Annotated in this window: 19 protein-coding genes and 1 tRNA gene; 10 read left to right on the plus strand and 10 right to left on the minus strand. The window is 70.5% G+C overall.

The window, feature by feature from the left end; translation table 11 throughout:
* Window positions 1–52 precede the first annotated feature (52 nt).
* The 4 genes from RR49_RS09925 to RR49_RS09940 are packed head-to-tail and all read right to left on the minus strand — an operon-like array spanning window position 53 to window position 4,022.
* Window positions 53–1,441 carry an FtsW/RodA/SpoVE family cell cycle protein gene (locus RR49_RS09925; RefSeq protein WP_045247928.1) on the minus strand — a complete coding sequence of 463 codons (1,389 nt, stop codon included), beginning with the start codon at window positions 1,439–1,441 and terminating at the stop codon, window positions 53–55.
* The gene (locus RR49_RS09930) at window positions 1,438–2,676 is read right to left on the minus strand and encodes a Stp1/IreP family PP2C-type Ser/Thr phosphatase (RefSeq protein ID WP_045247929.1); all 1,239 of its coding nucleotides are present in this window, start codon (window positions 2,674–2,676) and stop codon (window positions 1,438–1,440) included. Before RR49_RS09930 ends, RR49_RS09925 begins: the two co-directional genes overlap by 4 nt.
* 9 nt (window positions 2,677–2,685) lie before the next feature.
* Window positions 2,686–3,261 carry an FHA domain-containing protein FhaB/FipA gene (locus RR49_RS09935; RefSeq protein ID WP_045248012.1) on the minus strand — a complete coding sequence of 192 codons (576 nt, stop codon included), beginning with the start codon at window positions 3,259–3,261 and terminating at the stop codon, window positions 2,686–2,688.
* 5 nt (window positions 3,262–3,266) lie between these two features.
* Window positions 3,267–4,022 carry an FHA domain-containing protein gene (locus RR49_RS09940; RefSeq protein ID WP_045247930.1) on the minus strand — a complete coding sequence of 252 codons (756 nt, stop codon included), beginning with the start codon at window positions 4,020–4,022 and terminating at the stop codon, window positions 3,267–3,269.
* Window positions 4,023–4,173: 151 nt separating this feature from the next.
* Between RR49_RS09940 and RR49_RS09945 the strand changes: the two genes are divergently transcribed.
* Window positions 4,174–4,257, plus strand: a tRNA-Leu gene (locus RR49_RS09945).
* 51 nt (window positions 4,258–4,308) lie between these two features.
* On the opposite strand, the gene RR49_RS09950 is transcribed toward RR49_RS09945, so the two are convergent.
* The gene (locus RR49_RS09950; RefSeq protein ID WP_045247931.1) at window positions 4,309–5,064 is read right to left on the minus strand and encodes an SDR family NAD(P)-dependent oxidoreductase; all 756 of its coding nucleotides are present in this window, start codon (window positions 5,062–5,064) and stop codon (window positions 4,309–4,311) included.
* Window positions 5,065–5,737: 673 nt separating this feature from the next.
* Here RR49_RS09950 and RR49_RS09955 point away from each other — a divergent pair.
* Window positions 5,738–5,944, plus strand: coding sequence for a cold-shock protein (locus RR49_RS09955; protein ID WP_045247932.1), 207 nt, complete (start codon window positions 5,738–5,740; stop codon window positions 5,942–5,944).
* A 58-nt stretch (window positions 5,945–6,002) separates the two neighbouring features.
* Here RR49_RS09955 and RR49_RS09960 read toward each other — a convergent pair whose 3' ends face one another.
* Genes RR49_RS09960 through nucS form a run of 3 tightly spaced genes read right to left on the minus strand, consistent with a single transcriptional unit; the run spans window position 6,003 to window position 9,532 of the window.
* Window positions 6,003–8,075 (minus strand): bifunctional lysylphosphatidylglycerol flippase/synthetase MprF, encoded by a 2,073-nt coding sequence (locus tag RR49_RS09960; protein WP_045247933.1) that lies wholly within the window; start codon window positions 8,073–8,075, stop codon window positions 6,003–6,005.
* 41 nt (window positions 8,076–8,116) lie between these two features.
* Window positions 8,117–8,785: an HAD hydrolase-like protein gene (locus RR49_RS09965; protein ID WP_045247934.1), complete on the minus strand. Its 669-nt coding sequence runs from the start codon at window positions 8,783–8,785 to the stop codon at window positions 8,117–8,119.
* A gap of 51 nt (window positions 8,786–8,836) precedes the next feature.
* Window positions 8,837–9,532, minus strand: a complete 696-nt coding sequence (gene nucS, locus RR49_RS09970; protein ID WP_045248013.1) for an endonuclease NucS — start codon at window positions 9,530–9,532, stop codon at window positions 8,837–8,839.
* A gap of 76 nt (window positions 9,533–9,608) precedes the next feature.
* On the opposite strand from nucS, the gene RR49_RS09975 reads away from it, so the two are divergent.
* Window positions 9,609–10,004 (plus strand): VOC family protein, encoded by a 396-nt coding sequence (locus RR49_RS09975; protein WP_045247935.1) that lies wholly within the window; start codon window positions 9,609–9,611, stop codon window positions 10,002–10,004.
* A gap of 8 nt (window positions 10,005–10,012) precedes the next feature.
* Here the strand turns inward: RR49_RS09975 and RR49_RS09980 are convergent, their stop codons facing one another.
* Entirely contained in the window at window positions 10,013–11,257 is a 1,245-nt protein-coding gene (locus tag RR49_RS09980; RefSeq protein ID WP_045247936.1) for an MFS transporter, read from the minus strand.
* 64 nt (window positions 11,258–11,321) lie between these two features.
* On the opposite strand from RR49_RS09980, the gene RR49_RS09985 reads away from it, so the two are divergent.
* From RR49_RS09985 to mnhG, 7 genes are all read left to right on the plus strand, one after another.
* Window positions 11,322–12,371 carry a LacI family DNA-binding transcriptional regulator gene (locus tag RR49_RS09985; protein ID WP_045247937.1) on the plus strand — a complete coding sequence of 350 codons (1,050 nt, stop codon included), beginning with the start codon at window positions 11,322–11,324 and terminating at the stop codon, window positions 12,369–12,371.
* Between the two features lie 122 nt (window positions 12,372–12,493).
* The gene (locus tag RR49_RS09990) at window positions 12,494–15,424 is read left to right on the plus strand and encodes a Na+/H+ antiporter subunit A (protein WP_045247938.1); all 2,931 of its coding nucleotides are present in this window, start codon (window positions 12,494–12,496) and stop codon (window positions 15,422–15,424) included.
* A complete protein-coding gene (locus RR49_RS09995; protein WP_045247939.1) occupies window positions 15,421–15,966 on the plus strand; it encodes a Na(+)/H(+) antiporter subunit C in 546 nt (181 codons plus the stop codon). The genes RR49_RS09990 and RR49_RS09995 overlap by 4 nt, the downstream gene beginning before the upstream one ends.
* The gene (locus RR49_RS10000; RefSeq protein ID WP_045247940.1) at window positions 15,963–17,537 is read left to right on the plus strand and encodes a Na+/H+ antiporter subunit D; all 1,575 of its coding nucleotides are present in this window, start codon (window positions 15,963–15,965) and stop codon (window positions 17,535–17,537) included. Before RR49_RS09995 ends, RR49_RS10000 begins: the two co-directional genes overlap by 4 nt.
* A complete protein-coding gene (locus RR49_RS10005) occupies window positions 17,537–18,097 on the plus strand; it encodes a Na+/H+ antiporter subunit E (RefSeq protein WP_045247941.1) in 561 nt (186 codons plus the stop codon). The genes RR49_RS10000 and RR49_RS10005 overlap by 1 nt, the downstream gene beginning before the upstream one ends.
* Window positions 18,094–18,360, plus strand: a complete 267-nt coding sequence (locus RR49_RS10010) for an MrpF/PhaF family protein (protein WP_045247942.1) — start codon at window positions 18,094–18,096, stop codon at window positions 18,358–18,360. The genes RR49_RS10005 and RR49_RS10010 overlap by 4 nt, the downstream gene beginning before the upstream one ends.
* On the plus strand, window positions 18,357–18,767 hold the full coding sequence (gene mnhG, locus RR49_RS10015; protein WP_045247943.1) for a monovalent cation/H(+) antiporter subunit G: 411 nt from the start codon (window positions 18,357–18,359) through the stop codon (window positions 18,765–18,767). Before RR49_RS10010 ends, mnhG begins: the two co-directional genes overlap by 4 nt.
* Here mnhG and RR49_RS10020 read toward each other — a convergent pair.
* The gene (locus RR49_RS10020; RefSeq protein ID WP_245610977.1) at window positions 18,764–20,419 is read right to left on the minus strand and encodes an MFS transporter; all 1,656 of its coding nucleotides are present in this window, start codon (window positions 20,417–20,419) and stop codon (window positions 18,764–18,766) included. The genes mnhG and RR49_RS10020 overlap by 4 nt on opposite strands.
* Between the last annotated feature and the right edge of the window lie 29 nt (window positions 20,420–20,448).

The raw sequence follows: 20,448 nt of genomic DNA on the forward strand, positions 1-20,448 counted from the left end.
CGTGCCTCCCCCCGGATGCCGGTGGCGAACGCGATCACGCGTGCGGGACGGGTCATCCGATCACCGCCCGCGGCTGGCGACGCACGGCGTCGGAGATGCGCAGCAGGATGGCGACGATCAGCCAGTTGGCGACGAGGGACGAACCTCCCGCGGCGAGGAAGGGCGTGGTGAGGCCGGTGAGGGGGATGACCCGTGTCACGCCGCCGACCATGATGAACACCTGCAGCGCGATCGTGATCGACAGGCCGGTCGCGAGGAGCTTTCCGAAGTCGTCCTGGCCGGCGATGCCGACCCGCAGGCCGCGGCTGATGAAGACCATGTAGAGACAGAGGATCGCGAAGGCTCCGACGAGCCCGAGCTCCTCGGCGAGGCTCGGGAAGATGTAATCGCTCTGCGCGAGCGGCGTGATCTGGGGGCGCCCCTGACCGAGACCGGTGCCCAGCAGGCCGCCGTGGGCCATTCCGAAGATGCCCTGCGCGAGCTGGTAGCTGCTGTTGTTGATGAGTGACGGGTCGAACGCGTGCAGCCAGTTCGTGAACCGGGCACCGACGTAGGGCAGTACCTGGGCGGCGGCCACGGCGACTCCGGCCGCCATCGCGACGCCGAGCAGCACCCAGCCGGTCTTGCCCGTCGCGACATAGAGCATGCCGACGAACATGCCGAAGATGAGCAGGCCGCTGCCGAGGTCGTGCTGGGCGACGATGATGCCCACCGAGATCACCCAGACCACGAGGAGCGGGCCGAGATCGCGCGCGCGCGGCCACGTGATGCCGAGGAAGCGCTTGCCCACCGACGACAGGCTCTCGCGTGTGCGCACGAGGTAGCCGGCGAAGAAGATCGCGAGGGCGATCTTCGCGAGCTCGCCCGGTTGGAAGGAGAAGATGCCGAGGTTCACCCAGACGGCGGCGTTCGCGTTGATGGCGAGGCCGGGGATCAGGGGGAGGACGAGCAGAAGCACACCGACGAAGCCGAACACGTACGTGAAGCGGAACAGCACGCGGTAGTTGCGCAGGAACACCACGATGAGGATGGAGCCCGCGATGGCGATCGCCGCCCATGCCAGCTGGCGGGTGGAGTAGGCCGCCCACCCGGTGTAGCGGAACGCGATGTCGATGCGGTAGATCTCGGCGATGCCGAGCCCGGTGAGGAGGGTCGCGATCGGCAGCACGAACGGGTCGGCGTTGGGTGCCCGGAACCGCAGCACGACGTGCAGACCGAGCGCGAGCAGGGTGAGCCCGCCGGAGTAGGTGAGGATCGTGACATCCACCTGACCGAGTGCGCCGAGCTGCACGAGCACGATCGCGGCCGCGGAGATGAGGCACGCGAAGATCAGCAGCCCCAGCTCCCGGTTGCGCAGGGTCTGCGGCGAGCGGATGCGGCGCAGGGCGCGCAGCACCGCGGTGTCGGCCTGGATCGGCGCGTCGGCCGGGGTGGTCGTCATCCGCCGGATCCCTTCTGGGGAGTGATGCGCTCCACGATGCTCTGCGCCTCGGCGAGGGAGCCGGCGGAGATCGTCGCCGTCACCGTGGCACGGTCGAACGGCGCGAGGGAGTCGAGCGTGATGCCGGTGTCCTGGTAGAGCTCGGACAGGTGGATAGGTCCGATATTCGCCTGGATGCCGCGGTAGATCACCACCGTGTCGTTGTCGGCGCCGACGTAGTAGCGCGTCTGCGTCCAGGCGTACGCGCCCGCGAGCGCGGCCGCGATGAGCGCGATGACAATGACCAGACCCACGATCCAGGAGATCCGCCGGCGTCGCGCGCGCCGCCGGTCCTCTTCGATGAGCTCTTCGAGGAACTGCGGCTGCGGCTCGAAGTGCGTCGGCTCGTTCGCGGCCTGCCGCACCGGGTGCAGCCAGGACGATCGGCCGGGACGGGCGGCGGTGACGACGACGCCCGTCGGGTTCGAGGCGGAGCCCACGATCGTCGGCGTGCCGGAGAAGACCGGATGCTGCCCCCCGACGTCGACGATGACGATGGTCACGTTGTCGGGGGCACCCGCGTCGAGGGCCTGCTTGAGGAGCATGTCGGCGGTGCGGGCGGGTGCGTGGCCCGCCGCGAGCGCCTTCGCCGTGTGCGTGTCGTCGACGACGCCGGAGAGCCCGTCGGAGCACAGCAGCCACCGGTCGCCCGGGCGGGTGGGCATGATGAACGAGTCGACCTCGGGGTCGGGGTCCATGTCGCCGAGCACCCGCATCAGCACCGAGCGCCGCGGGTGGTAGCGCGCCTCCTCCGGCGTGATCCGCCCGGAGTCCACCAGACGCTGCACGAAGGTGTGGTCGGTCGTGATCTGGGTGAGCGCGCCGTCGCGGAAGAGATAGATGCGCGAGTCGCCGATGTGGGCGATCACGGCATAGTCGTCGACCATCACGATCGCACTGACGGTGGTGCCCATGCCGGCGAGCTCCGGGCGGGTGGCGACCGTGTCGATCAGGTCGGTCGCCGTCTCATGGATCGTCTCCTGCAGCGCGCGCTCGGCGTCGAGCGACGAGCCGAACGGGCGGTCGAGCTCCTCGAGCCGGTCGACCGCGATGCTCGACGCGACATCCCCGCCGGCATGGCCGCCCATGCCGTCGGCGACGACGAACAGGTTCGACCCGGCGTAGCCGGAGTCCTGGTTGTTCGATCGCACCTTGCCGGTGTGCGAGAGCGCTGTGCTCGATCCCTGGAAGACCATCGGGCGCGATCAGTCCCGCAGCTCGAAGGTCGTGGCGCCCACCTTGATCGGCGCGCCGAGCAGAACCGGCACGGGTGAGCTGACGCGGTCGCCGTCGTGCCACGTGCCGTTGGTCGAGTCGAGGTCCTGGATCATCCACTGCTCGCCCCACAGCAGCAGGCGTGCGTGGTGGCTCGAGGTGTAGTCGTCGCGGATGACGAGACCGGACTCGCTGGAGCGCCCGATCGTCAGTGGCTCGGTGCCGAGCGTCAGCTCGAGTCCGGCCTTGGGCCCGCTCGTGATCACGATGCGATGGGCGTTCTCGGATGTCGCCTTCCCGCCCTTCTTCGCCGAGGCGCGGGCCGCGGAGGTGGGCGAGGTCGCGAGGGTCGGTCCGGTGCCGGCGACGAGGGGGGCTGCGGTCGCCGCGGTGGCGGCGGCGGGGGCGGCCGCACGCACCGGCCCGGATGCGGCCCCGGCGTCGGGGAGTTTGCGCACTCGTACGCCGAACAGGTCGGCGCGCAGCGAGTAGATGACGGCGAACACGAAGAACCACAGGATCAGCAGGAAGCCGATCCGCAGCAGCAGAAGTGTGAGCTCGCTCACATCGCTCATGACAGCGGACTCCCCCAGTTGTCGCCGCGTACATCGAACGCGCGCGTCGTATCGTCGGCCGCCGCGGGTGCCGGGCGCCGGGGCGCCTCGGTCGATGCGATCACGCGGAAGACGAGGTTGGTGTTGCCGATCGAGATGGTGGCGTCGCTCGGCAGTGCCGCCTCGGAGATCTTGCGGCCGGCGAGCTTCGTGCCGTTCGTCGACCCGAGGTCGCGCACCATGGCGCGTTCGCCGTCCCACAGGATCTCGGCGTGCGTGCGGCTGGCTCCCGCGTCGGAGATCGTGATGTCGGCATCCGATCCACGGCCGATGACCGTGCGGGCACCGGCGATCGGGTATCGGCGACCCGCGACATCCACGACCGCCTGCCAGGAGACGCGACCCTCGGCGATCTGCGACTCGACCCGCAGTGTGCCGGTGGAGAGGCGGTCGTCGGAGACGAGCGAGATCGTCAGCGCGGACGGAAGCGTGTAGCCCTGCGTGCGGGCGTGGGTCGTGATGACCTCGCGCAGCTCCGCCTGCAGCGGGGTGCCGAGCGCACTCATGCGCTCCTCGTCGGACGGGGAGAGATGCACGACGAAGGCGTTCGGAGCCAGGATGCGCTCACGCGAGACGATCGCGGCCTTCTTGTCCATGTCGCTGCGCAACGCCGACGCGATGTCGACGGGCTCGATACCGCTGCGAAAGGTCTTCGCGAAGGCGCCGTTGACGGCGCGCTCGAGACCTTTCTCGAAGCTGTCTAGTAGTCCCACGTGACTCCTCAGGCAGGCCGACGGGTTGCTTCATCGTAGTTGCACACCCTGGAGGAGCCGTGAACAACGCGTCCCGACGTGCGTGCCGGCCGCGGCCCCGTGGTATCCTCGGGAGGTTGAGTGGGCGGATGCCTCGGCATCCTCTCCGAACGCGCGAGTGGCGGAATAGGCAGACGCGCTGGCTTCAGGTGCCAGTGCCCGAAAGGGCGTGGGGGTTCAACTCCCCCCTCGCGCACCGCACAATGACGAAGGCCCCCGGTCATCCCGGGGGCCTTCGTCGTTGAGGTCACTGGGCGGCGTAGCCGCCGTCGACCAGGTGGTAGGAGCCGGTCACGAAGCTGGCGGCGTCGCTTGAGAGGAAGGCGACGATCGCGGCGACCTCCTCGGGGGTGCCGAGACGGCCGAGCGCGTGCTTGGCGGCGAGGGCGTCCTTGGTGGCCTGGTCGAGGTTCTTGTCGAGCAGCGGGGTGGCGATGAACCCCGGGCCGACCGCGTTGACGCGCACCTTCTGCGCGCCGTACTCGAGGGCGGCGTTCTTGGTGAGGCCGATGAGGCCGTGCTTCGCGGTCACGTAGGCCGACGAGAAGGGGATGCCGACGGAGCCGAGCACCGAGGCCATGTTGACGATCGAGCCGCCCCCGTTGGCTGCCATGGCGACGACCTGCGCGCGCACGCCGTAGAACACGGCGTTGAGGTTGACCTCGATGACCTTCTGCCAGCTGTCGAGGGGGTACTCCCCTACGGGGGCCGCGGCGCCGCCGATCCCGGCGTTGTTGACGGCGATGCGCAGCGGCGCGAGGGCGTTGGCGCGCTGGATCGACTCGTCGATCCACGCGGTGTCGCTCACGTCGCCGACGAAGGCGCTCGCGGTGCCGCCAGCGGCGGTGATCTCGTCGACGACGGATGCCGCGGCATCCGCGTTGATGTCGGTGACGAGCACGCTCGCGCCGCTCGCCGCCAGGGTGTGCGCCACGGCGCGACCGATCCCCGACCCCGCTCCCGTCACGATCGCCGAACGTTCTGCGACGTCGTACACAGCCATGTCGATTCCTTTCCTCATCCGGCGTGACCGTGATGAGGCGGCGCCGGCCGATGGCGGCGGCGCGGGTGCGCCTGCCGTAGGGCAGCCTGAAAGGTTGTCCTTGTTCGACAACTGTCGAAGACCATCGTGCATTCCCGGACAGTCAGACTGGGCGTTGCTTATGCGCTTGCCGCAAGATCGACGCGGGCACCCCCACGCGCCGCCGCCGCCGCGTAACGTAACGACTCGCATCCCTCGTGCCCCCAGCGGAGGGATCCACAAGAGCCCCCTCCTGATCCCCCAGCCGGGAGGGGGCTCTTCTCTGCCTTGGCGCGAACTCGCAGCCCTCATCCGGTGGGGCGCACAGCCCCGGCGACGACGTCGAACCGACGTCGCGCAGCTCATCGATTTCTCACGGCTCACCCGCTATGCGCGGCAGTTTCGAGGTCATTAGAGTGAACGCTGTCACGCATGGCGTGGCATATCCGGGGGGATCCGTCGACGCCCGGGCCTTGAGTTCACTCGGCCCGGGCGTCGTATGGGTTAAGGGCCCGCTCGGGCGCTCAGGCGGGGTCCTCCCACGCAACGGTTGCGTTAACGATCTGCGATCGCCCTCGCCCCGAGCCGTGATGCCCGCTAGCGTGAAGCGAACACCGGTGCACTGGGCGCCGGTTGCAGTAGAGAACGGCAGTTCATGAGCACGACGGGTACGGTCAAGTGGTTCAACTCGGAGAAGGGTTTCGGTTTCATCGCTCCTGATGAGGGCGGCGCCGACGTCTTCGCGCACTACTCGGCCATTCAGGGAAACGGATACCGCTCGCTCGAAGAGAACCAGCGGGTCGAGTTCGAGGTCGAACAGGGTCCCAAGGGACTGCAGGCGGCGAGCATTCGCGCGCTCTGACCGAAGCGTTCGAGGGGACGGGATGCCGCGGCATCCCGTCCCCTCGTCATGTTCGGGCTCAGCCGGCGCGCACGACGTCCACCCCCGCCGCCGCGAGCTGACGCAGCGTCGCGGTCGGCAGGAACGCGCGCACGAGGGCGAGACCGATGCGGGTGAGGTCGCTCTCGTCGCGGTAGAGCAGGTAGAGCGGCTCGTGGCGGGGATGGAACTTCTGCTTGAAGCGTTGCAGAGAGCGGAATCCGTAGACGGGCTCGAGCGATTCGGCCAGCCGGTCGCCCAGCGCGGCGAGGCCGCCGGCCTCCTGCGGGAGATCGTGGGCCAGCGGCGCACCCGACAGTGACATGAACTCGGCGCCCTCCGCCTCGAACTGCTGGGCGGACGATCCGATGAGGAACTCCATCACCGAGGGGAAGCCGCCCTCGCGGCGACGCATGAGGTCGAGCGTCCACCCGCGGACCATACCCTGAGCGCCGTAGACCGGCAGCCAGGACAAGAAGCCATCGACATCGCCCGACGGTGTCACGGCCAGGGCGATCCGCACCTCCGGATCGGCGGCCTCGATGAGGCTGCCCAGGGTGAAGCCCATCTCGGGCAGGTCCTTGTCGCCGAGCCACTCCTCGGAGATCGCACGGATCTGCTGGCGCACGCCCCACGACTCGTGCACGAGGTGCGTCATGCGGAACTCCACCTGCTCGCGGTCGGCGCGGTTGAGGGACGTGCGCACCGAGTTCCACTTCTTGCCCGTGAACTGCAGCCCCGGAAGATCGACGATCGTGTCGGCGGCGACCACCAGGCTCCTCCACGTGGACGGGAGCAGCGCGCGCGTCGACTCGCTCGCGCTGAAGAAGCACGGCACGAGCCCGGCGTGCTCCGCACCGTCGACGAACGCGTCGACCACACCCGGGGCGTCGGACGGCGGGCCGAACGGATCGCCGAGCGCCAGGGCCACCCCGTTGCGCCGCTGGTAGGTGAGCATCCCGCCCGCCGCCGTCCGCACCGTCGAGTTGGCGTCCCACGTGGCCATCCATGACAGAGTGCCGCCGCCGTCACGATGAAGGGCGCGTCGCACCTCCGCCCGCGTGGGCGGAGGCAGGGCCGACAGGCGGGTGCCGCGCCCCGCGCGGAACGCGCGTCGCTCGATGAGCAGGTAGACGAGGAGCAACGCCCACAGCACCCCGCTCACGATCGTGAGGGCGGGATCGCCGGAGATCGCGTCCGTCACCTCGCTCCACCCGACCAGTTCGGCGCCGATGAGCACGAAGACCACGGCGAGGATGTTGCCGCCCGCGAAGACCGCGGCGACCCACCACGTCCAGCGCCGGCCGCGCAGCAGGCCGCGGGCGATCAGCACGATCACCACGACATCGACCGTCACATCGAGGATCGGACCGGGGTCCGGCGTCGTACTGCCGAACATGCCCGCTGTCGGCACCACGAGAACGATGATCTCGAGCGCCCCGAGCGCCAGGACGGCGACGAAGGCGATGAAGCGCTTCTCGCGCAGCGACGCCTTGCGCAGGCGCAGCGACCGGTCGACGATCAGCACGCCGATGACCGACACGGCGTGCTCGAGATCGCCGAGGTTGCCCCAGAAGACCATCGTCACACCTACGAAGGCGAGCAGCACGAGCCAGGCGCGCACCCGCCAGGGCGGGCGGAAGAGCCCGACGGCTGCCGCGATGCACGCCATCGTGCCGCCCGAGGGGCCGACGTCGAGGTGATGCGACTGCGCCACGGCCCACGGCCACCCGGTCATCGCGAGCAGCCACACGATGAGAGCCGCGACCAGCACGGTGCCGATCTGGCCGATGACGAAGTATCGGGTCGCGACCTTCCACCCGCGGTGGAACTCGAGGTACGCCATGCCGGCGAAGCTCACGATCACGACCGGGTAGAGGATCGGCGAGTGCACGAGCAGTGCACCGGTGACGGGCGTCCACCAGTGCCCCTCGAGGAGCGAGGGCAGGCCGTAGGCCAGGTAGCGCCAGGCATGGTTCTCGCGCAGCGGGAACCAGAGCGCGGCGCTCACGAGTCCGGCCACGAGCACCAGACCGAGGGTGATGAGCGTCGCCGGGATGCGCGCGACGACGGTGATCACCGGATGCCTCGTCGGAGCCGCCGCATCCGTCATGTCGGCCAGCCTACCGACCGGGTCGCCGGTCGACGAGGGGTTCAGGCGGCCGGCAGCACGAGTGCGCGCAGCGCCTCGATGTCAGCCGCCTCGGCGACCGCGCCCTCGGCCTCGCCCGGGCTGCTGAAGCCCCAGTCGACGAAGATCACGGGCACGCCGCGCTCGGTGCCGCCCTCGACGTCGTGGTGGCGGTCGCCGATGAGCACGGGACGCGAGACGTCGATACCCTGGGCCTCGAGGCGGCGGAGGGCCTCGGCGACGATGTCGGCCTTGCGGCCGAGCGTGCGCTCATCGGCGGTGGCACCGGTGATCGAGGCGAACAGCGGCGCGAGCCCGAAGTGCTCGAGGATCGCCTTCACCTGCACCTCGGGCTTGGAGCTCGCCGTGGCCTGCGGCACGCCGCGGTCGTGCAGCTCGTGGATGAGGTCGGCGACCCCCGGGTACAGCCGCACGTCGGTGGTGTACCCGTCGGCCTTGCCGAGCTCGCGGTAGTGCGCGACGGCCTTCTCTGCCTCCTCCGGGCTCAGGTGCGCCTGCGTCTGGAAGGACTCGAACATCGGCGGGCCGATCCAGTGGGTGAGCTCCGCCTCAGTGGGGGCGGGCAGCCCGAGACGCTCGAGCGAGATCGTCAGCCGACGGAGGATTCCGACCGAGGCGTCGACGATCGTGCCGTCGACGTCCCAGAGGACGCAGGTGTAGGGGAGGGACACCCCTTAACGGTAGTCGTCGCCGACGGCACGGGATGCCGCGGCATCCGGTCGTCAGAAGAGCCGGGGTGCGCCCGACTCGACGCCCTTCATGCCGTCGTAGTCGAGGGTCACGCAGCGGATCCCGCGGTCGCCGGCGAGCACCCGCGCCTGCGGCTTGATCTCCTGCGCGGCGAAGACGCCGGTGACCGGCGCGAGGTGGGGGTCGCGACCCAGGAGCTCCAGGTAGCGGGTGAGCTGCTCGACGCCGTCGATGTCGCCGCGGCGCTTCACCTCGACGGCGATCGTGCCGCCCTCGGGGTTGCGCAGCAGCAGGTCGACCGGGCCGATCGCAGTGGGGAACTCGCGCCGCACCAGGGTGAGTCCCTCGCCGATCACGTCGACCTGCTCGGCGAGCAGGCGCTGCAGGTCGGCCTCGACGCCGTCCTTCTGCAGGCCCGGGTCGATGCCGAGCTCGTGGGACGAGTCGTGCAGCACCTCGTAGAGCTTCACGACGAGCGCGTCGCCGGACTTCTGGTGGGTCACGCGCCACTGCTCGATGACACCGGATGCCGCGGCATCCTCATCGACCTCTTCGACCGCGAGCGTGCACGGCGGGCTCATCCAGTTGAGCGGCTTGTAGCTGCCGCCGTCGGAGTGCACGAGCAGCGAGCCGTCGCCCTTGTGTACGAGGAGCCGGGTGGCCAGCGGCAGATGGGCGTTGAGGCGCCCCGAGTAGTCCACGGAGCAGCGGGCGATGACGAGACGCACCCGACCACGGTACCGGCGCCCGCCCCGCCCCGGCGACGCCGTTGACGCGCTCGCCGCCGCGCGCGACGATCGGGCCATGAGCATCTTCGTGAACTTCCCCGTCGCGGACGTCGCACGCTCCGCCGACTTCTACTCGACGCTCGGCTGGAGCGCCGTCGCCGAGTTCACCAACGAGAACGCCGCCTGCTTCCGCATCGACGGCGACACGCACATCATGGCCATCAGCCGCAGCTTCTACGAGAGCCTCGGCGGCACCGAGGAGCTCGTGGGCGGGCCGGGCACCCCGTCGCCGGTGACGGTCGCCTTCAGCGTGCCGACGCGCGACGCCGTCGATGCGCTCGCCGTCGCCGCCGAGTCCGCCGGGGGCCGCCTCGGCGACACCGACGAGTACGGCTTCATGTACCAGCGACAGTTCGACGACCCCGACGGCTACCACTTCTCGCCGTTCTGGGCCGACCCCGACGCCGGCTGAGCGCCGCCTCAGGCGTCGGTGGATGCCGCGGCCCCCCGCGGTGCGGACGCCACCGGCGTGAGCGGCTTCGCGGCGCCCGATGCGAGACCCGAGGCGACGACCAGCACCACGAGCACGAGCAGCGTGGGGAGCAGCCCGATGTGCTCGGCGAGGAAGCCGAGCAGCGGCGGTCCGGCGAGGAACGCGACGTAGCCGATCGTCGCTGCGGCGCTCACCCGGGCGGCCGCGCGCGCGGGATCGTCGGCCGCGGCGGACATGCCGAGCGGGAAGCCCATCGACACCCCCGCGCCCCACAGGAACGCGCCGACGAAGATGAGCGGCAGGTTCGGGGCGAAGACGAACAGGATCATGCCGACCGTCGCGGTCGTCGCGAGGATGCGCAGCGTCGCGACGCGGCCGATGCGGTCGACGAGCGGGCCACCGAGCACGCGCGCGGCGGTCATGCTCACCGAGAACACGGCGAGGCCGATCGCCCCGGCCGCCTCGCCTTGGCGATGCCCCTCGCTCACGCTGAGTGCGAGCCAGTCGTTCGCGCCGCCCTCGGCGAAGGCCATGCCGAGCATGACCACGCCGATCGCGTACGTGCGCGGCTCGCGCCAGGCCGAGAGCGAGATGCGGAGACGCTCCCGCCACGGGGTGCGCTGGGTCGCGGGTGCGGCGTCGGCGGGGATGTGTGCCGGAACCTGGCTCGCGGCGATCAGCCCGGCCACGACGAGGGTGACGGCGATCACGGCGGCGTGCGTGAACACGTCGAACCCGAGCGCGACAGCGAGGGCGCCGAGGCTCGCCCCGATGACGGTGCCGAAGCTGAAGAACGCGTGGAACAGCGGCAGGATCGTCGTGCCCTGCTGCTTCTCGATCGCGGCCCCTTCGACGTTCATCGTGACGTCGACGGCGCCGTTGCCGAGCCCGAACAGCACGAGCCCGGCGAGCACCACGGCGTAGCTGTGCACGAGGTCCGTGCCGACGCCGATCACGAGCACGCCCGCGGCGAACACGGCGATCGCCGCGATGATCGTGCGCCGCGCGCCGATCCGCGTGAACACGATCGGGGCGAGGGAGAGGCCCGCGACGGACGCGATTCCGGCGCCGAGCAGCAGCAGACCGATCTCGAGCTGCGAGATGCCGAGTGCCGCCTTGATCGCGGGCACGCGCGACGCCCAGGTGGCGATGCTGAGCCCGGAGAGCGCGAACACGACGAAGATCGCGGCGCGCCAGCGCACGAAGGCGCGGCGGTCGGTCGAGTGGAGCATGCAGCACACCCTAATCGAATCGATTCGACACACCAAGCCTCCGACGGGTTAGCATCGGTGCAACATGAGCGCACGCCGAGCCACCATCGCCGACGTCGCCCGCGAGGCGGGGGTGTCGCCGTCGACCGCGTCGGTCGTGTTCAGCGGCAAGACCCAGGTGACGGATGCCACGCGCCAACGCGTGCTCGCCGCGGCATCCGCCCTCGGCTACACCGGCCCCGACCCCCGCGCCGCCTCGCTGCGTCGCGGGCGCAGCGGCATCATCGGCGTCGTGCTCGGCGGACGCCTGCGCTCGGCGTTCCTCGACCCCGTCACGACCGTCGTGCTCGACGGCATCTCCGAGGGCATCGCCCCACTCGACGCGGCGATCCTCTTGCTGCGCGACGACGCGACCGAGACCGGGCCGTCGCTCATGACCGCGCCCATCGACGGAGCCGTGCTCCTCGGGTGCAGCGCGCACATGCGCTCGTCGCTGGACGATGTGCGTGGGCGTGGCATCCCGGTCGTCGTCATCGAGGGCGATGCGGGCGAGGGGGTGCCGCAGATCGGACTCGACAACGAGGCCGCGCAGCGGCACATCGCGGAGTACACGAAGGGTCTCGGACACGAACGGGTCGTGCACGTGACGATGGCGTTCGACGCGTCGACCCGCGCCGGCTGGGCTCCGTCGGTCGACCTCGACGCGATCACTGTCGACGTCACCCGCGACCGACTGCGCGGCGCCCTCGAGGTGTATCCGGATGCCCCGATCTACCACGCCACCGGAAGTCTCATCGACGAGGGGTACGCCGCCGGCCAGGCCATCCTCGCGCTCGATCCGCGGCCCACGGCGGCCATCGCGCAGACCGACCTGCTCGCCGTCGGCATCGTGCGCGCGGCCCTCGACGCGGGCGTGCGGGTGCCCGAGGACTTCAGCGTCACCGGATTCGACGGCATCCGCGCCGACGGCATCGCCCCCCACCGCCTGACGACCATGGCGCAGCCCGCCGCCGACAAGGGCAGGGCTGCCGGCGAGGTGCTCGCCGCCCTAATCCAGGGGACGCCCACGTCGGGGGTCGACTTCGCAAGCCGCTTCCGCGAGGGCAACACCACCGGTCCCGCGCCGCAGGCATAGGCACGCCCGTCTGGGCGAACGCCGCACGCCTCCTATGGGCCGCCCGATAGACTGAGGGCCCGAACCCCGATCGCCTGGGCGCTCCCTCGTTGAGCCCGGCCCGACGACCCCGAGGAGGCCTCGTGCTGGTCCTTCTCGCTGCGTTCGCCCTCCTGCCCCTGCTGCTCCCGTGGCTCGTCTCCCGCATCGGCTCGCGCGCGTTCTTCGTCGCCGCGGCCCTTCCCGTGCTGGCGTTCGTGCACACCGTGTCGCTGTTCCCCCTGGTCGGCACCGACACCCCGCCGACCGAGACACTCGAGTGGATTCCGAGTCTCGACATCTCGCTCACGATGCGCATGGACACCCTCGCCTGGGTGATGGCGCTCGTGGTCACCGGCGTCGGCGCGCTCGTGCTGCTCTACTGCCGCTGGTACTTCGCGGGCAAGACACAGGGCGTCGGGCTCTTCGCCGCGGTGCTGCTCGCGTTCGCCGGGGCCATGTACGGACTGGTGCTGACCGACGACATCGTCGTGCTGGTGATGCTGTGGGAGATCACGAGCATCCTGTCGTACCTGCTCATCGGCTACTACCGCGCGCGCGGCGCGAGCCGTCGCGCGGCGTTGCAGGCACTGCTCGTCACGACCCTCGGCGGCCTCATCATGCTCATCGGCGTGGTGCTGCTCGTGGTGCACACGGGCACGACGAGGATCGCGGGGATCCTCGCGGCGGCGCCCACCGGCCCGGTCGTCGACGCGGCGCTCGTGCTGATCCTCGTGGGCGCGCTGTCGAAGTCGGCGATCTTCCCGTTCCACTTCTGGCTTCCGGGCGCGATGGCCGCACCGACCCCCGTGAGCGCCTACCTGCACGCCGCCGCCATGGTGAAGGCGGGCATCTACCTCATCGCGCGCCTGGCCCCCGTGTTCGCCATCGACCCGACCTGGCGGCCGATCGTCATCGGCCTCGGTGCGTTCACGATGCTGCTCGGCGGCATCCAGGCGCTGCGCGAGTACGACCTCAAGCGCATCCTCGCCTTCGGCACCGTCAGCCAGCTGGGATTCCTCGCGATCGTGCTCGGCTACGGCACCCGTGACGCCGCGCTCGCCGGCCTCGCGCTGCTCATCAGCCACGCCCTGTTCAAGTCGGCGCTGTTCCTCGTGGTCGGCATCGTCGACCGGCAGCTGTCGACCCGTGACATCCGCGAGCTCTCGGGCGTCGGCCGGCAGGCGCCGGTGCTCGCCGCCGCCGCCATCATCTCCGTGTGCTCGATGGCCGGTGTCATCCCCACGATCGGGTTCGTCGCGAAGGAGTCGGTGCTCGCCGCGTTCCTCGAGCAGGCCAGCGAAGGGGCCCCGTGGGCGAGCGTCGGGCTCGTCGCCATCGTGCTCGGGTCGGTGCTGACCGCCGCGTACGGCATCCGGTTCGTCTGGGGTGCGTTCTTCACGAAGAAGGATGCCGCGGGCTCCCCGCGTCCGCGCACCGAGTGGCCCTCTCCCCCGTTCGGGTTCTCGTTCGCACCGGTCGCCCTCGCGGTGCTCACGCTCGTGCTGGGGGCCGCGGCATCCGTTGTGGATGGCGCTCTCGCCCCCTACGCGGCGACCGTTCCCGCCGGTGCGGAGGGCGTCGGCGACCACACCAAGGCCGCGCACCTGGCCCTCTGGCACGGGTTCGAGCCCGCGCTGTGGATCTCGCTCGGCTCCCTCGCGGTCGGCGCGCTCGTCTTCTGGCTCGCGCTGCGCGTCGGCTGGGCCGAGCGTCGTCGCGTGCTGCCGTTCACCGCGGTCGACGTCTACAACGCGGCGCTGCGCGGGGTCATCCGGCTCGCGGTCTCCTCGACCACGCTCACCCAGCGCGGATCCCTGCCCCTGCACCTCGGCGTGATCTTCTCCGTGTTCGTCGTCGCCGAGGGCACCGCCCTCCTCGCGAGCCCCTCGTGGCAGGCTCAGCTGGATGCGTGGCACACGCCCGCGCAGCTCGCCGTGGCCCCCGTCATGATCGTCGCCGGCATCCTCGCCGTGCGTGCCCAGAAGCGCTACACCGGCGTCGTGCTCGTCTCGGTCACCGGACTCGGCATGGTCGTGCTGTTCGCCACGAGCGGGGCGCCTGACCTCGCACTCACGCAGATCCTCGTCGAGACCGTGACGCTCGTCGCGTTCGCCCTCGTGCTGCGCCGCATCCCCTCGCGGCTCGGCGACCACAACGCGTCGGTCGCGCCCATCGGTCGGGCGGTGCTCGCGATCGCGGTGGGTGCGACGATGGCCCTCGTCGCGATCGTCGCGACGGGAGCCCGCACCCTGCCGCCGATCTCGCTCGACTTCCCGGCGCTCGCCTACCAGATCGGGCACGGCAAGAACGTCGTGAACGTCGCCCTCGTCGACCTGCGCGGGTGGGACACGATGGGCGAGCTGTCGGTGCTCGTGCTCGCCGCGACCGGCGTCGCCTCGCTCGTGTTCGTCACGCACCGCGCCGACAACCTGTCGTCGTTCACCCGGCCCATCCCCCGCCAGACCGGACGCCGCGTGCTCGTCGAGACCGACGAGGGACTGCGCCCCGCGGCATCCAGCGACTCGACCCGTCGCGCCTGGCTGTACGCCGGTCAGAGGGTGCGCGCCGAGAACCGCTCGATCATGCTCGAGGTGATCGTGCGGGTGCTGTTCCATTCGATCATCGTCGTGTCGATCTACCTGCTCTTCGCCGGCCACAACCTTCCCGGCGGCGGCTTCGCCGGCGGCCTCGTCGCGGGCATGGCCCTGGTCATGCGCTACATCGCGGGCGGCCGCTACGAGCTCGGCGCCGCCGCACCGACCGACGCCGGACGCCTGCTCGGCGTCGGCATGACCCTCGCGGTCGCCTGCGCGATCGTGCCGCTGCTGTTCGGTGAGGCCCCGCTGACCAGCGGCATCCTCGAGGCCGATATCCCCGTCATCGGGCACATCGAGTTCGTGACGTCGACCATCTTCGACATCGGGGTCTACCTCGTGGTCATCGGGCTCGTGCTCGACGTGCTGCGCAGCCTCGGCGCCGAGGTCGACCGTCAGACGCAGGAGCTTCGTGCCCGGGGGGTGAGCGTGCAATGAGCGTCTCGGTCGTGCTCATCGTCGTGATGGCGGCGCTGTTCGCCTGCGGCGTCTACGCCATGCTCGAACGCTCGCTCACGCGCGTGCTGATCGGCTTCCTGCTGCTCGGCAACGGCGCGAACCTGCTGCTGCTGATCGTGCTCGGCAAGCCCGGCGTCGCCCCCTTCTTCGGGTCTGCCGAGGATGCCGCGTCCTTCTCGGATCCGCTGCCGCAGGCCCTCTCGCTCACCGCCATCGTCATCACGTTCGCGGTCTCGGCGTTCCTGCTGGCGCTGATCTACCGCTCGTGGCAGTTGGGCCAGGCCGACACCGTCGAGGACGACGAGGCCGATGTCGCGCTGCGCGAACGGGCCGCCGAGCCGGCCGACGCTCTCGAGACGGAGGACGAGATCACCGAGCAGGACGACGACGCCACGACCGACTTCGTCGACTCGGAGGTCGCCCCGATCACCGTGCTCTCGAGCCTCGACTTCGATGCACTCGCCGATGACGCGCCGACCGACCGGCCCACCGGTGACGGACGACGGGGGGATGACTCGTGAGCTCCCTCGTCCCCCTGCTGACCACGCTGCCGCTGCTCGGCGCGGCCGTCGCGCTCATCTTCGGTCGTCGTCGGCGCGTGCAGGTGTGGGTGTCGATCGTCACGCTGACCGCGGTGCTCGTCATCGCGTCGGTGCTGCTGGTCTACGTCGACGCCCACGCCCCGCTCGCCGTCGCGGTCGCCGGGTGGCCGGTGCCGTTCGGCATCGTGCTGTACGTCGACACCCTCGCAGCGCTGCTCGTGGTGATCTCCAGCATCGTGCTGCTCGCGGTGCTGCTGTTTTCGGTCGGCCAGGGCGCTGCCGACGGCGACGAGGACACCCCGGTCTCGATCTTCCACCCCTCGTATCTGATCCTCGCGGCGGGCATCTACACCGCGTTCATCGCGGGCGACCTCTTCAACCTCTACGTCGGATTCGAGATCCTGCTGGTCGCGTCGTACGTGCTCATCACGCTCGGCGGCACCGAGGCGCGCATCCGCTCGGGCGTCGTGTACATCGTCGTCTCGCTCGTCTCCTCGGTGCTGTTCCTCTCGGCGATCGCGGCCATCTACGCGGCGCTCGGCACGGTGAACATGGCGCAGATCGCCGAGCGCATGGCGCTGCAGCCGCCCTCCGTGCAGCTCGTGCTGCATCTCATGCTGCTGCTCGCCTTCGGCATCAAGGCGGCCGTGTTCCCACTCTCCTTCTGGCTGCCCGACTCGTACCCGACCGCCCCCGCCCCTGTCACGGCGGTGTTCGCGGGCCTGCTGACCAAGGTCGGCGTGTACGCGATCATCCGCACCGAGACGCAGCTGTTCCCCGACAGCAACATCAACACGCTGCTGCTGATCGTCTCGCTTGCGACGATGATCGTCGGCATCCTCGGCGCCGTCGCCCAGGCCGAGCTCAAACGCATCCTGTCGTTCACACTCGTCAGCCATGTCGGCTACATGATCTTCGGGCTGGCGATCGCGACGCCGGCGGCCATCGGCGCGACCGTGTACTACATGGTGCATCACATCGTCGTGCAGACGACGCTGTTCCTCGCGGTCGGACTGATCGAGCGCCGGGCCGGCACGACGTCGATCCTGAAGCTCAAGGGCCTCATGACGGGGGCGCCGCTGATCGCGCTGCTCTACTTCATCCCGGCGATCAACCTCGGCGGTCTGCCACCGTTCTCGGGCTTCATCGGCAAGTTCGCGCTCTTCGACGCCGCCGCGCAGGTCGGCACGCCTCTCATGATCGTGCTCATCGTGGGTGGGGTCATCACGTCGCTGCTCACCCTGTACACGCTCATGCGCGCGTGGAACCTCGGCTTCTGGCGGGAGAGCACCTCGGCCGAAGAGCCCGAGGTCGAAGACCGCATCCGCTTCCTCGGGTCGGCGCCGGCTGCAGCCGTCCAGACCGAGCGCCGCGTCATCCCCAAGGTCATGACCGCCTCGACCGCCGGGCTCGTGGTGGTCACGATCGCGCTCACCGTGTTCGCCGGACCCCTGTTCGACCTGTGCGCGCGCATCGGCGCTCAGCTGAGCGAGCCGGTGCACGTCGCCCAGGTGATCAGCGACACGACGACCGGCGAGGGGGGCCACTGATGGTGCGTCGCTCCGCCGCCGCGCGCGCGTGGCGCCAGCTGCCGTTCTTCATCTGGCTCGTGCTGCTGTGGATGCTGCTCTGGGGCCAGTTCACGGTGCTCGCTGCGCTCACCGGAATCGTGGTCGCCCTGATCGTCACGCGCGTGTTCCGGCTGCCGCCGGTCGAGCTGTCGGGCCGGCTGCATCCGTGGCACGCGCTCGTCTTCGTGGTCATGTTCGCGTTCGCGGTCGTGCGCGGCTCGCTGTCGGTCGCCTGGATCGTGCTCGACGTGCGCCGCCAGCCGCGCAACGCGGTCATCGCGGTGCCACTGCGGGTCGACGACGACCTCATCATGACCCACACCGCCGTCACGTCCTCGCTCATCCCGGGGTCGCTGCTGATCGACATCGATCGCGACCGGCGGGTGCTCTACCTGCACGTGATCGGCGTGCGCAGCGCGGAGGACACCGAGCGCCAGCGACGCACGGTGCTCGCGTGGGAACGTCGCGTCGTGCAGGCGTTCGGATCGCGCGCCCAGGTGAAGACAGTGACGGATGCCGCGGCGGGAGGAGCCTCGTGAACCCCCTGCTCGTCGCGATCTACATCGTGTTCGCGCTCGCCGCGCTTCTCACGCTGTGGCGCATCGTGAAGGGCCCGTCGATCCTCGACCGGGCCGTGGCATCCGATGTGCTCCTCACCGAGGTGATGTGCGTGCTCGGCGCCGACATGGCGATAAACCACCACACCCGCACGCTGCCGGTGCTGCTGTGCCTCGCGGCGATCGGTGTGTTCGGGTCGGTCGCGATCGCGCGGTTCGTCGCGAGAAGAGAGGATCGGCGATGACCATCGACAGCGTGCTCGACACGGCCTCGCTCGTGCTGATCCTCATCGGCGCCCTGCTGTGCCTCACGGCAGCCATCGGCGTCGTGAGGCTGCGCGACGTCCCCGGGCGCCTGCACGCGGCGACGAAGCCGCAGGTGCTCGGACTCGTGCTCATCTGCCTGGCGATCGCGCTGTCGCTGCGGTCGTGGCCGGTGGTGGCGTTCCTCGTGCCCGTCGTCATGTTCCAGCTCGCGACCGCCCCGCTGTCGGCCCACATGGTCGGTCGTCAGGCCTACCGCAACGGCTCGTTCGACGCCGACACCCTCGTGGTCGATGAGCTCGCCGGACGCGACGTCGACGAAGCCTCGACGATCGACCGCGAGGCCGCCGGCGGCGCCGGCCCCCAGGAGCCCGGCCCGTCGCGTTAGGCGCCGGGCTGCGGCATCCGCTCGTCGTCGGCGCGGTAGCGCTCGTGCAGGCGCGCCTCGCCCCCGCGGTCCGGGATACCGAAGCGCACGACGAGTGCGCCGGCGACGAGCACGATCGCGCCGACGAGGTAGGCGGCCCACGCTCCGGCCGCCAGCGACTCGCGCGCGGCCGCGAGGATCTGGCCCGCATCCGCCGGATAGGCCTGGGCGACATGGGCCGCGGAGGCGAACGACGCCTGCAGCGCCGCCGTCACCTCGGCGCCGATCTCCCCCGCGCGTCCCGAGTCGGCGATGTGGCGGGAGACGGCGCCCGCGAACCCCGCAGCGAGGATCGCACCGAGAAGCGCCTGCATGATCGACCCGCCGAGGTCGCCCTGCAGGTCGGATGCCGCGGAGGCCATGCCGACGCGTCGAACGGGCGTCGATCCGGTCAGTGAGCGCGACGACGCGGTCATCACGAACGCGGCTCCCGCGCCGACGAAGAGGAAGCCGACGCCGACGAGCACGTAGGGCGTGCTCTCGCGCCAGCCGAGCATCGTCAGGAACGCGGCGAGGATGATCGCGTAGCCGAGAAGCATCGCCCACCGGGTGCCGCGCGTACCGACCAGCCGAGCGGCGAACGGCACCGCGATCAGCAGGCCGACGGCGGCGGGGATGACGGCGGCGCCGGCCTTCAAGGGGTCGTAGCCGAGCACGTTCTGCACGAATTGTTCACCGACGAAGATCGCACCCAGCAGCGCACCGAACGCGATGGTGCCGGCGACGGCAGGCGCCCAGAACAGGCGTCGTCGGGCGATGTGCAGGTCGAACAGGGGGAAGCGGGTACGACGCTGCCGCCACCCGAACCCGCCGATCGCGACGACGGCGACGAGCACCAGCACGATGCCCGGCACCTGCTCGCCCGGATCGAAGACGATCCCGATGCCGAGCACGAGCGCACCGACGCCGACCACGGACAACACGCCACCGATGTGATCGACGGGCTCCTCGGACTCCGCGACGCGGGAGGGCACGGCCCACGCGACCAGCACCGCGGCGACGAGCGCGAGGGGGATCGCCATGAGGAACGACGGGCGCCAGCCGGCATCCGTCAGCACGATACCGGCGAGCACAGAGCCGCCGACGCTCGCCATCGCGCTCACGCTCGACCACAGCGCGATCGCGCGGGTGCGCGCCGGTCCGTCGGCCCAGAGGGCGGTGATCAGCGACAGGGTCGTCGGGTAGGCGGCGCCGGCCGCGAGCCCCGTGAACACCCGCGCGAGCACGAGCGTCTCGACAGAGGATGCCGCAGCCGACGCGACGCTCGCGACCACGGTGAGCGAGAGACCGATGAGCAGGAGCCGCTTGCGGCCGTAGCGGTCGGCGACGGCGCCGAGGTAGAGCACCGACATCGCCAACCCCAGCCCGTTGCCGATGCCGACGAGGTTCAGGGCCGTCTGGGACGCCCCGAACGCGTCGCCGATCGACGGCAGCGCCACCGTCGCCGCGGCGACATTGATGTTGCAGACGACGGCGGCGAGCACCAATGCCGTGAGCACGAGCCCCGCCCGGGCCGGTGTCGCAGGGCGGGGGGAGGCGGCATCCAACGTGGCGTCCCCTCTCGCGTCGGCATCGGCGTCGACCGAGCGGCCCGCGGACGGCGGGCGCGGCAACGCGCTGGTGGTCAGCCTAGGGGCCGCAC

This window comes from Microbacterium ginsengisoli (assembly GCF_000956535.1).
Classification (GTDB): Bacteria; Actinomycetota; Actinomycetes; order Actinomycetales; family Microbacteriaceae; genus Microbacterium; species Microbacterium ginsengisoli.

Coding starts and splice junctions, on each gene's coding strand:
- RR49_RS09960 (WP_045247933.1), bottom strand. CDS start 8,075: ATGACGGATGCGGCGGCTCCGACGAGGCATCCGGTGATCACCGTCGTC.
- RR49_RS09980 (WP_045247936.1), bottom strand. CDS start 11,257: ATGCTCCACTCGACCGACCGCCGCGCCTTCGTGCGCTGGCGCGCCGCG.
- RR49_RS09950 (WP_045247931.1), bottom strand. CDS start 5,064: ATGGCTGTGTACGACGTCGCAGAACGTTCGGCGATCGTGACGGGAGCG.
- RR49_RS09985 (WP_045247937.1), top strand. CDS start 11,322: ATGAGCGCACGCCGAGCCACCATCGCCGACGTCGCCCGCGAGGCGGGG.
- RR49_RS10005 (WP_045247941.1), top strand. CDS start 17,537: ATGGTGCGTCGCTCCGCCGCCGCGCGCGCGTGGCGCCAGCTGCCGTTC.
- RR49_RS09995 (WP_045247939.1), top strand. CDS start 15,421: ATGAGCGTCTCGGTCGTGCTCATCGTCGTGATGGCGGCGCTGTTCGCC.
- RR49_RS09930 (WP_045247929.1), bottom strand. CDS start 2,676: ATGGTCTTCCAGGGATCGAGCACAGCGCTCTCGCACACCGGCAAGGTG.
- RR49_RS09975 (WP_045247935.1), top strand. CDS start 9,609: ATGAGCATCTTCGTGAACTTCCCCGTCGCGGACGTCGCACGCTCCGCC.
- RR49_RS09955 (WP_045247932.1), top strand. CDS start 5,738: ATGAGCACGACGGGTACGGTCAAGTGGTTCAACTCGGAGAAGGGTTTC.
- RR49_RS09925 (WP_045247928.1), bottom strand. CDS start 1,441: ATGACGACCACCCCGGCCGACGCGCCGATCCAGGCCGACACCGCGGTG.
- mnhG (WP_045247943.1), top strand. CDS start 18,357: ATGACCATCGACAGCGTGCTCGACACGGCCTCGCTCGTGCTGATCCTC.